The 11,700-nt window shown below is 28.5% G+C and carries 9 protein-coding genes; 4 read left to right on the forward strand and 5 right to left on the reverse strand.

The annotated features are described in order from the left end of the window. Nucleotides 1-289: 289 nt before the first annotated feature. From NG918_RS13855 to NG918_RS13870, 4 genes are all read right to left on the reverse strand, one after another. Complete coding sequence (locus NG918_RS13855) at nt 290-2,002, reverse strand: methyl-accepting chemotaxis protein (protein WP_252226672.1); 1,713 nt, start codon at nt 2,000-2,002, stop codon at nt 290-292. Nucleotides 2,003-2,270: 268 nt separating this feature from the next. Next, nucleotides 2,271-2,588 carry a hypothetical protein gene (locus tag NG918_RS13860; RefSeq protein ID WP_252211757.1) on the reverse strand — a complete coding sequence of 106 codons (318 nt, stop codon included), beginning with the start codon at nt 2,586-2,588 and terminating at the stop codon, nt 2,271-2,273. Nucleotides 2,589-2,913: 325 nt separating this feature from the next. Continuing rightward, entirely contained in the window at nt 2,914-4,659 is a 1,746-nt protein-coding gene (locus NG918_RS13865) for an N-acetylmuramoyl-L-alanine amidase family protein (protein WP_252226673.1), read from the reverse strand. Between the two features lie 700 nt (nt 4,660-5,359). Beyond that, on the reverse strand, nt 5,360-7,597 hold the full coding sequence (locus tag NG918_RS13870; RefSeq protein WP_502801313.1) for a cadherin-like beta sandwich domain-containing protein: 2,238 nt from the start codon (nt 7,595-7,597) through the stop codon (nt 5,360-5,362). 365 nt (nt 7,598-7,962) lie between these two features. On the opposite strand from NG918_RS13870, the gene NG918_RS13875 reads away from it, so the two are divergent. The 4 genes from NG918_RS13875 (at nt 7,963) to NG918_RS13890 (ending at nt 9,520) form a co-directional block, all read left to right on the forward strand. After that, nucleotides 7,963-8,187: a DUF1659 domain-containing protein gene (locus NG918_RS13875; protein WP_252226675.1), complete on the forward strand. Its 225-nt coding sequence runs from the start codon at nt 7,963-7,965 to the stop codon at nt 8,185-8,187. 130 nt (nt 8,188-8,317) lie between these two features. Further along, nucleotides 8,318-8,536, forward strand: a complete 219-nt coding sequence (locus tag NG918_RS13880; RefSeq protein ID WP_252226677.1) for a DUF2922 domain-containing protein — start codon at nt 8,318-8,320, stop codon at nt 8,534-8,536. A gap of 207 nt (nt 8,537-8,743) precedes the next feature. Continuing rightward, nucleotides 8,744-9,307 (forward strand): sigma-70 family RNA polymerase sigma factor, encoded by a 564-nt coding sequence (locus NG918_RS13885; protein ID WP_252226679.1) that lies wholly within the window; start codon nt 8,744-8,746, stop codon nt 9,305-9,307. 48 nt (nt 9,308-9,355) lie between these two features. Further along, nucleotides 9,356-9,520, forward strand: a complete 165-nt coding sequence (locus NG918_RS13890; protein WP_205449997.1) for a YvrJ family protein — start codon at nt 9,356-9,358, stop codon at nt 9,518-9,520. Between the two features lie 43 nt (nt 9,521-9,563). On the opposite strand, the gene NG918_RS13895 is transcribed toward NG918_RS13890, so the two are convergent. Continuing rightward, complete coding sequence (locus NG918_RS13895; RefSeq protein ID WP_252226681.1) at nt 9,564-11,276, reverse strand: cadherin-like beta sandwich domain-containing protein; 1,713 nt, start codon at nt 11,274-11,276, stop codon at nt 9,564-9,566. Nucleotides 11,277-11,700: the final 424 nt, after the last annotated feature.

The following is an 11,700-nucleotide window of genomic DNA, read 5'->3' on the forward strand; positions in this document are numbered from 1 at the left end:
CTTGATAATCCTAAAATAAAAAAATTCACTATAATAAATTCTATTTCTATGTACTTTATTTATTTATTATACCACTTATACTCAGCGGTTCAAATACAAAATTGACCAATATTCATTTGGAAAAAATTACACCCCAGGGGTAGATTCATCTACCCCTGGGGTGTAATTTTTTCCAATTATTCTTAAATTTTGGTTCTATTTTAAATGTGTGTTGATATATGCAATAGGTAAAGTGGCATTGTAATTGGACTTTGCTTATGCATATATCAGCACTCTGCTAAAACAGAGCCTAAATTTTAAACTTTTGTACCATTTCAGTAAGTCTTTGAGCTAATTCTGCTTGACCTTGTGCAGCCAATGCTATCTCATTTGTAGCTCTTGTGTTCTCATTAACACTTTCTTTAATTAAGTCCACTCTTTCATTTGAATTTTGAGCTATTGTATCCATGTTTTGAATTGCCCTGCTCACATCCCCTATTGTAGAAGCTACATTTTGTGACATAGATGAAATTTCTTCTGACATTTTACTTACAAAATCAGAATCATTATAATATTGATGTCCTGCTTCACCATATGCATCAAATTGTTCTTGTATATCATCATGAATGAATTTAAGTATATCTGTACCAGTATTAATACTTATTTTAAATGCTTTATTAACTTCAATAATTGTATCTTGTATCCCAGTCACTGCTAATGATGATTGTTCTGCAAGCTTTCTAACTTCTTCTGCAACAACTGCAAAACCTTTTCCAGCTTCTCCAGCTCTAGCTGCTTCTATTGCTGCATTTAATGCAAGCAAATTAGTTTGACTTGCTATATTAGATATTGTATCTGCCATATCTCTTATATTATCAACTACTTTACCATCTTCAATAGCTTTCATCATTTTCTTTTCTTGTTCACTGTATAACTTTTCAGTATTTTCAATAGCTATTTTACTATTATTTTGAACTACTAAAGCTTTTTCCTTAAATTCATTAGCATTATTACTTCCTTGTACTGCTTTAGAAGAAAGCTGAGTAATACTTAAATCTACTTCTTCTACAGCTGAAGTCACTTCTTGTGATGTTGCACTGGTTTCATGCATTCCATTTGCAATCTCATTTACAGCTTCATTTATATGCATTGCATTTGCTGATAACTCTTCGACTGTCGCTGAAAGTTCTTCACTAGCTGAACTTATATCTTGAGAATCATCCATTATATTTTTCACTAATTCTCTTATATTTTCTTGCACTTTATTTAAAGCATTAGCAGCTTTTCCAAATTCATTAGTTGTTCCAATATCAAGTGATGTTGAAAAATCATATAGAGCTAACTTTTCTGCAAAATTTATCATTTTGTCTAATAACTTAGATATACTAAGTGATGAGCTTAATGCAAGTGTAATTGCAATTAAAATTGATATTATAGTTATAACATCAATGAATAATTTGGCTTTAATAAAAGTATTTTTATTATTCTCATTAGCTGTTTTAGCGATATTCTGATTTATCTCTACAAGTTCATTAAGACTTTTAGTCATTTCTTGTTGTATAGGTTGTATGTCTAAATATTTTTTTTCAGCACCTTCAAAGTTACCCTCATAAATATAACTAACTAAACTTTCTCTTTCTATCCTATATTTCTCTAGACCTTGTTTAAATTTATTAAATGCTTGTCTTTCTTTGTCTGAAATATTTAATTCTTCATATTCTTTTATGTATGTAGTATTTTCTTCAACTTTTTCATTTATTTCTGTTTTAGCATTTTCAAACATATTTTTATGATCTTCATGCATTTCAAGCAATATTTTTCCATTTATTGTTTCTAAGTTTGCCTTTATCGATAAGATTTTTTGCATTGCTTGTAAATCAACATTATACATTTCCTTTACATTATTATTTGTATTTATTAATGCTTCTCTTCCAACTAAACCAATTAATATTACAATCATTGCCATAAACAAAAATGATCCTATTAATTTAGTTTTTACTTTTAAATTTTTATAAAAGTCCATTTCACTCTTCCTCTCTAATTTTGTATTTTATCAATTGCTATATTATGTAAAAAATTTTAATTATTTAATCACTATCTATTTCGTAAGGAACTTTAAATTCTTTATATAAATATTAATACATTAATTCAGTAATTATTTTCACCAAATTAATAAATTATTTTTTTATTATACTATACTGTCTATATAATTCCAAAACATTCCCCTTAATTATCCTTATTATTTATTAAGTAACAAAAAAAAGCCACTAAGGCTTTTTTTTAATATATTTTTATGAAATAAGTTTTCCATCTTCAGAAAAAGTATATACTTTCTTTTCAATAATAACTTTTCCTTTTTGTATTAAACCGTTTTTATTTGCATAATATAAAATTCCACAATCATCAATCCATCCAATTTGCATTATACCTCTTGAATTTGTAAAGTATTCGCTTTCACCATCTTTAATCCAACCAGTTTGCATCTCTCCATCATCATTTAGATAATACCATGCATGTCCATCTTGAACCCAGCCTGTTTTCATAAAACCTTCATTAAAAAAATACCATTTTCCTTTTAAATTCTTCCAACCACTATAGTCTAATTCCATCAGTACATCCCCCTGTTACTCTAAAATACAGTATTCTAGAAATTATCCACAGACTTAAGATTTTTATAATCTCCTAAAGAAGAACAAAATCGACAAGGCGACTTTAGAGCCGTCGATTTTTTTAGCCATGCACCCTTTCCAAACGCAGTGAAGGAATAATGGTGCGGCATATGATTATTTTTTATTCTTTAGAGATACTTATCATATCTTTAAAACATGCTATTCTAGAAATTATCCACAGACTTAAGATTTTTATAATCTCCTAAAGAATAAAAAAAGGATGAGATAACCCCATCCTTTTTCATTTAAGATAATAATCTAATAATTATCTTATCCAAGCTCCGTTAGCTCCTAATTTGTATCCATCTACAGTTGTATTAGAAAGCATTTTTCCTGAAGCATTTAAGAAGTACCAAGTTCCGTTATCATTTAACCAACCTGTTTTCATTGCTCCTGAAGCTTGTAAGTAGTACCAAGTTCCGTTGTCATTTAACCAACCAGTTTTCATTGCTCCTGATCCTTGCATAAAGTACCAAGTACCATTAACGTTTTGCCATCCAGTTAACATAGCTCCTGAAGCATTAGTGTAGTACCAAGTTCCATTATCGTTGATCCAACCAGTTTGCATGATTCCAGCTGCATTTAAGAAGTACCAAGCTCCGTTGTTATTTAACCAACCAGTAGCTTTAGTTCCATCTTCTTTAACAAATGTCCAAGTTCCATCTGAGTTTTTAACCCATCCAGTAGTTACTTCTGGCTTTTCAACTTCTCCTGAATCTTTGTTTCCAACTACTGAGTAAACTTCATCTTTTTCATTCCAAACAACCATGTTGTCTTTGTTATAAACTGACATTTCACTCATTGATCCGTCTACTTTGTAAACTTTGTCCCAATCTTCTTCATTATCAAATTTATAAACAAATCCACTTTCTAATAACCACATGTTACCGTCAACGTCGATATCAAAAGCTGTTCCTTCTTCTGCATCTACATCTTCGATTTCAGTATAAGTATATCCTCTTTCAGTAGAGAATTTAACTGTTTTAGCTTCAACTTTTACTTTATTAGCAGTTGTAGTTGTTTTGTAAGCTACTAATTTTCCATCAACAACGTTGAATGACATATCAGTTAATTGAGCAGTTGCATCTGCACCATCTTTATCTGTTATAGCATAGTTAGCTACTGTTTTAGCATATTTAGCTCCATCTATAGTATCAGAAGCTTGTGCTTTTGATATTTTTTGGATAACTTTAAATTGTACTTTACCATCTACTGGTGTTACTGTAACATTGTTTATTGATTTTATTGCATCAGTTCCAGCTTCTACTGTTATAGTTGCTGTTCTGTAGATATTATCAGAGTCTTGTCCAATTACTTTTGAATCAGTAATTTTAGCAGATACTTTTTGTCCATCTGTAATTGATTTTTCAGTATCTTTAGTATTGTTTAAAGTAACTGATTTTGTGCTTGATCCAGTTGTAACTTCAACTTTAATTTTTCCTAAGTTGTAGTCAGCATCTATATAGTTTCCTTTAACGTCTGTATAAACATTGTTTCCATCATATTTAACGCCATACCAAGCATCAGTAAATTTAGCACCTTCAAGTAAAGTGAAATCTGAAGCATTCTTTAATTCACTATGTTCAGTTGTGTATCTATCATCAGCTTTATCTTTAATTTGTTTTCTTAAGCTTACTGCTAAATCATCTAAAGTATTTTCTTTTAAATCTTCATCTATAACTTTACCAGTTTCTAAATCGATGTAGTAATCTCCACCTTCAACTGAAAGATATTTGTTAGCGTATACTCCATCAACATCTACTCCAGTATCAAGGTTTTCTAATTCTGAGTACTTTCCATCATTTAAGTAGTAAGCAGCATCAGTATCTCCATCTTTAACGTTACCATCAACGAAGAACTTTCCATCTTTAAATGCTACTGCATTATAGATTGTACCATCTTTTGATTCTATTCTTTGGTAGTCAGCAGCGCTAACCCCTGTTGGAACTATTGAAGCAACAGCAGTTGCAGCAACTAAAAGAGCTGTTAATTTGTTCATTCTTTTTATCATACTTTTTTCTCTCCTTGTTCTTTTATCCTTTGTAATACTTAACTTTAATAAAAGCTTTATCTTTTGTAATTATGGCTTTACCATATAAAAAAACAATTCATATTATTAGTAATCATTACATAATATAATTCCTTAATAAGTGGTTTTTTATATCTCATATGCCATAGTTTTATTTTAACACCTTTCGACTTTATTGGAAATAGTTTTTATAAATTTTATTACTAGATTATATTTCCTATAAAAGAATTTAAAACTATTGGATATTACAAAATCCATTTTTATTCTCAAAATTTTGTACATATTCATTTTAATGAGATTAAAAGCTTGTCTTTTTTCAATTTTATTCTTTTATTTCATATTATTACATAAATGTTGAAAGTGCCTGTCACCAATGTAATATGGTGACAGTCACCAGCTTGGTTATTTCAGAGTAAAGTGACAGTCACCAGCTTGGCTAAATTTCTCTTTACAATGCTTATATGATTATTTTTTATTCTTTAGATATACTCATCATGCCCCTAAAATACAATATCCCCATAAGTTATCCACATATTTTGAGGCAATATAATTTCCTAAAGAATAAAAAAAACGCTACGAATAAAACTCATAGCGTTTTTTCGGTGACAGTCACCAATTAACAGAAGTGACAGTCACCAACCCCAATTGGTGACTGTCACTAGCTAGTCCAAGAATAGCTAAATTAATAAATTAATGAACCATCTTGTCCTAAGTTATACCATTTACCATCTAAGAATATATATCCAGTCTTCATCTTTCCTGAAGAATCAAAATAATAATCCTTACTATTTATTCTTTGCCAGCCTGTCTTCATAACACCACTATTATTTAAATAGTAATAATTCTTCCCGTCATATAGCCAGCCTTTTTTCATTGTTCCATCATCATTTAAATAGTACCAATTTAAATCATAATACTCCCAGCCTCTTCTCATTGTACCGTTGTCTAATAAGAAATACCAATTACCTTTATACAGTTTCCAACCAGTTTCAAGCATCCCATTAGGTCCAAACATGTACCATTCTTTATCATAATATCCCCAACCAGAATTCTTCATAGCACCATCGCCTTGAAGATAGTACCAATACCCATTATCTTTAAACCAATTGTTTTTCATTGTTCCATTCGCATTTAGATAATACCATTGTCCACTTTCGTTAATCCATCCGTTCTTTTCCATATATCCATTGATATTTACAAAGTACCATTGATTATCATATTTTACCCATTTATTTTTTACTTGATTACCTAAAGCATCATAAAATGTCCAATCATCACCAGATAATACCCATTCATTAATAGCTTGTATTTTATCTCTAATTATACTTACTCTATATAGTGTTGTAGTTTTCTTATCTTCTGCTACAACTTCTATATTGACAAGATTTGCACCTATTTTTAAATCAATGTAATCAGATTCTTGTGCATTTGCATACTCTTTGCCATTTATCTTTACCTTTGCTTTATCATTTTGAGCTGTAAATACAAGTTTAGTTCTTCCTACTGCTCTATCAACTTTTACAGTATAAAGATAAGTTTCTGGATCAAATTTAGGTGATAAAGTTCCTTCAGTACTCTTAAGATTTGAAAGTTTTACATTATCTTTTCCATATCTTCTTGTGATAACTATATCGTAAGTACTCGTATCGCCTTTATCATCAGTAACTTTTATTTCTATTTCGTTAGAACCTTCGTCTAAACTAATAAAACCTGTTGTTCCTCCACTTACAACTTTCTTTCCATTAACTTTAATAGTTGATGTAGAATATTCAGCTGTTGGAGTAACTGTTACAGCGGTTACTTTATTTTCAACAGTAGCTGTATAATCAAAAGTTTGTTTATTAAATGATGGTGAAAGTGATGCTGAATTTATTTTTAAAGATTTTAAATAAGAACTTCTTGGTGCTTCAGTTCTAGTAACCTCTAAACTATAAACTCCAACTTCGCCATCTTTTGTAGTTACTCTAATAGTTATATCATTCTTTCCTTCTTTTAATGATATAGGTTGACTATTAGCTCCACTAGTCACAAGAACACCATTTATTCTTATAGTAGATGAATTATCTGCTGCTGTTGGTTTTAATACAACCTTATCTGTTGCTGTTGGAACAGTAGCTGTATAATCCGTAGTTTCTGGATCAAATTTAGGTGATAATGTTACACCTGTTAAAGACTTTAATTTAGCACTGCCTTTTTTAGCAATTACAAGTTTAAATGTCTTCGTACGTCCATTAACTGTTCTACTAATAAGTATTTCATTTTCTCCACCTAGTAATTTAAAGGTGCCTGTCTTACCACCCATAGTAATTTTAACACCTGAAGTTATGGCCTTACCATTTTCATCTACAATACTAACTTTAGCTGTATCTATATCATCTCCTAATCCTGAGATATAGTAATCATCGCCATCAGAATTATAGTCTAAATCAAGAGTCATTGCTCCACCACTACCAGATGCAGCTATCATTATCTTGTTAAATTTAAATGTATCTGCATTTTCTTCTTTAAATTTAAAAGTAACATTATAAGATTTAACTTCTTGAGTTCCTAAATCTTTTACTTTAATAGTAGCATTAAAATCATTATATTTAGTCATAGCTATTTTATAACTTGTAACCCCATTGCTTGTTGAACTTGCAATTTTTACACCACTTGAATTAGATGTTACCCCTTCGAGTTTGTAATATGACGTATCACTTGATTTTATATTAATAGTCGATACTGACATATCAATTTCATCCGTATAATAAGCATTTGAAGAACTTTTATTAATATCTAAATTAGCTCCACCCGCTTCTACAACAAATCCTAAATTCAATTCCACCGCACTTGCAGATTTAATATTCCCCAGTTGAATTCCTGTTATCATAACTGTCAATATTAAAAATTGTGAAATAACTCTTTTAAAATTAATTTTCATCATTTATTTTATTGCTAAATGAATATTAACTTTAGCAATTTCCTCCTCCCTTTTTGTTAGTAAATTAAGCTTTTATCCTACATTAATTATCGTTTAAGCCTACATAAACTTTACATAAGCAATTATAACAATTATAGCCATTTTTTTAAACACAAAAATCCAATTTTTGCTTAATAATTAATTTTTTTTTACAAATACTCGGTTATTTTATTCTTATTAACATATATCTTTTGTGTAAAGCGAATCAAATGCTATGTTTTAAAGTCAAATTTATATTTTTGTATAAAGCTTCTGGACAAGAATTTCCAGTGTGAGCTTATCCTTTAAAATATAGCAAAACAAAAAATACAAGGAGGAATGCTTTTATGGCTATAACAAAATTAGTAACAGGTTGTTCATTAGGTATCGAGGTGCAAAAGGGGGTTGATAAATTAGGCGATCCAATCTATACAAAAAAAACATTTTCAAATGTTAATCCATCAATAGGTGCTGACGATTACTTTGAAGTTGCTAGTGCAATAGAAAAAGTACTTGATGCTGATTGTCGAAACTATATCGTAACTGATTCATCAAAATTAATGAATGAATAAAATTTAAATTAAAAAACTTACTTTATTACCACACGTCAAAATTCAATAAATTGCAATATTATACTTTTTAAATATCTATGTAATTTATTGTAGAAAATATTAAAATTAATAATCTTTAGGAGGAATTACAATGGAATATATATTATCAATGACTTTTATTAATTCTACTGGTTCTAAAACAAATATAAATATAAGTGGTGTTAAAAATGATTTAACTGATGAGAATGTAAAAGCTTTAATGCAGTTAATAATTGATAAAAACTTCTTTTTAACAAGTAAAGGATCTTTCGTTAAAATTGAAAATGCTCAATTAACTCAAAAAGAAATTAAAAAATATGCAGTTAAATAAAATAATTTTTAAAAAAGTCATGTCCTAGGGACATGGCTTTTTCCATTTTCTGGACCCCAGGGGTAAATTAAAAAATTAAAGTTTTTTTGGTTTTTTCATGAGTTAAAGCATATATATTCTATGAACATACAATTTATTACTTATATTACAATTTTATTGCATTTTTCAATATAAATATTAATTATTTTTAAAAGGGGATGGGTAAATATGAACTTTAACACTATTGAAAGATTAGTTTATTTATCGAAACTAGGTGACAAAAAAGCTAAAGAAGAACTTGCAAAAGAATTTAAACCAATGATATTAAATATTGCTGCAAAAACTTTTACACATGGTTATGATTTTTTAGATATAAAAAATGAGTGTTATGCTAAACTTTTTAGCTGCATTGATTATTACTCACTATCTGAACATAAATTTGTTGCATATGCTACAAATTCAATACAAAATGAAATAAAACAAATATTAAGAAAAACTAAAACTAGAGATGCTGCTGAAGGCTCAGATGCTTTAATATTAAATGATAATTTAGAATATGTATTGATATCAAAAGAACCAACTCCTGATGAAGTTTTATATAAAAATGATGAAAAAAAGAGATTAAAACTAGCTTTAAGTAAATTAGATGATGACGAACGACAACTAATAGACTTTATAATAATAAAGAATAATCCTTTAGTAAAATACTCTAAGATTACTAAAATACCATATACAACATTACATCGTAAAAAGAAAAAAACTCTAAAAAAATTAAGTGAATATTTAAATTAATTTAAAATTAAAAATCAGGATTTAAAAATTTAAGGAGATGCAAAGGATATGAACATCAATGAATTAGTCAACTTAATTGGCAATGTAGGCTTCCCTGTGGCAGTTAGCAGTTACTTATTAATAAGACTAGAAAAACAAATACATGAACTTAATCTATCTATAAATAAATTAAATACCATAGTATCAACAAAACTTGGATTACCCCAAGGATAAGAAAAGCATAGGATGCGTCCTATGCTTTTCTTTATTGTAAATACTATTCTACTAATTGACCACTAGCATTAAAGTTGTAATTCACTTCATTTATTGTCTTTTGTCCTTTTTGCATTGTTCCATCAGCATTTAAATAGTATTTTGTCTTTCCTTCTTGTAGCCATCCTGTTCTCATAGATCCGTCGGCATTTGAATAGTACCAATTGTCTCCGATTTTATACCAACCAACTAACATTGTTCCATCAGTATTAAAATAATTCCAGAATCCATTCAACTTAACCCATCCAGTTGCCATTGAACCATCATAATTTAGGTAATACCACTTATTATTGTTTTGTAACCAGTTTGTTTTCATATTTCCATCAGCAGTTAAGTAATACCATTTATTATTAGTATCTTTGAACCATTGATTCTTTAAAGCCACTCCATTAGCATCATAATATTGCCAATTTCCTGTTGATGTTTTAACCCACTTACCTTTAATAGTACTTGCATTATTATTTGATGAATTGCTATTATTATTTCCACCACCTGGTGTTACTGTTGACCCTGGATTTGTACTTCCGCCCCCTGGAGTCACTGTAGTATTTCCAGAATTACTATTTCCCGGATTACTTGTATTATTATTTGATGAAGAAACAGTTCCTCTTGTTATATTTAAAGTATATGTTCTTTGTTCATCATCTTCATCTGTTACTTTAACCTTTATTTCATTCTTCTTATTTAAAGTTAAATCAACAGTTCTTTGATTTTTAGAATTTACTTTTTTACCATCCACTGTTACATCACATTCATCATTTTCTGGCTTAGCTCCTATTGTAACTGAGTCTATAGAAGATGCAACCTTTACATCATATGATGTAACTTTTCTATTAAAATCTAATTTAATATCCCCATTATTTAATTTTAAATCATCTAAATATACATTACCTTGTTTATTATCATCTTTATCAGAATTGCTTGAATCTGAAGAGTCTCTTCCACCTCTATATACATTCAATGTATATATTTTTTCATTATCATCTTCATCTAGTAATTGTATATCTATAGTATTCTTACCTTTTTTTAATTTTAATGTCTTTTTATAATCACGACTTTCTTTTACTTGACTTCCATTTATTCTAACTGTGTAATCATCATTATTAACTGGTTTTGCTGTAACTTCTATTTCATCTACAGATGAATTTACATCTACATTATAGCTTGTCTTATTTTTAGAAAAAGATAATTTACCATAGTCTAAAGATATATCAGATAAATATATGTTTTCATCATTTGAAGAAGCTGAAGACGTTCTTTCTATATGAATTTCGTATTCATCAATAACATTATTTTTAACATTATTTTTATCAAAACGATCCTCTTTATAAGTTCTTACATATAAAGTATTATCGCCTTTTGAAAGTTCTATTTCATCACTCTCTTCAAAAGGAACAGATCTTTTGTTATCGTCTGCAAAAACATAAACCTCATATTTATCAGATTCATCAAAAGTTATATTAACACTTCTTAATGAAGTCTTAACATAATATTCACTTCTACTGCTTATAAAATCTGTTTTTATATCACAATCTTCATCTCTATATAACTTAAGAGAACTTGATGTATCAGTTTTATTTAATTTTAAATCACTTATATGACTACTTGCAGCATATGCTGTTGTAGTAAATAAGTTCATGTATTTTGATGGTTGTATTGTTGAAAATGCACTAATTGTAAGTGCTATAGCAATAATTCTTTTTAATCTTTTATTCATAATTCTTCCTCCAATTGCATATATACTATTATTTTACCATTTTATGATATAAAATGCATTACCTATAACCTTAATTTTTTGTTATGTTTTTTAATCTATTGATATTTTAGTATAATGCTCATGGACAGAGGAATTTAATTTAACAACACTAAAAATAAAGCCTAGTCTAATTAATGCGTGCTCCCAATATAAAATTGAGACAAGCAGTAAAAGTGACAATACTCATTAAGTATTCTCAAAATCCAATTACAATGCCACTTTACCTATTGAATATATCAACACACATTTAAAAATCAAATAAATATTTTAAAGTCCACTCTACCTTTGAGAAAAAGGAAGGTCACATAAAAAAATATGTGACCTTCCTTTTTCTCTCTCTAATAACAACGATATAATTGAAAATTTAATATAATTATAACATATT

Source organism: Clostridium sp. ZBS2 (assembly GCF_023845855.1).
Taxonomy (GTDB): domain Bacteria; phylum Bacillota; class Clostridia; order Clostridiales; family Clostridiaceae; genus Clostridium; species Clostridium aquiflavi.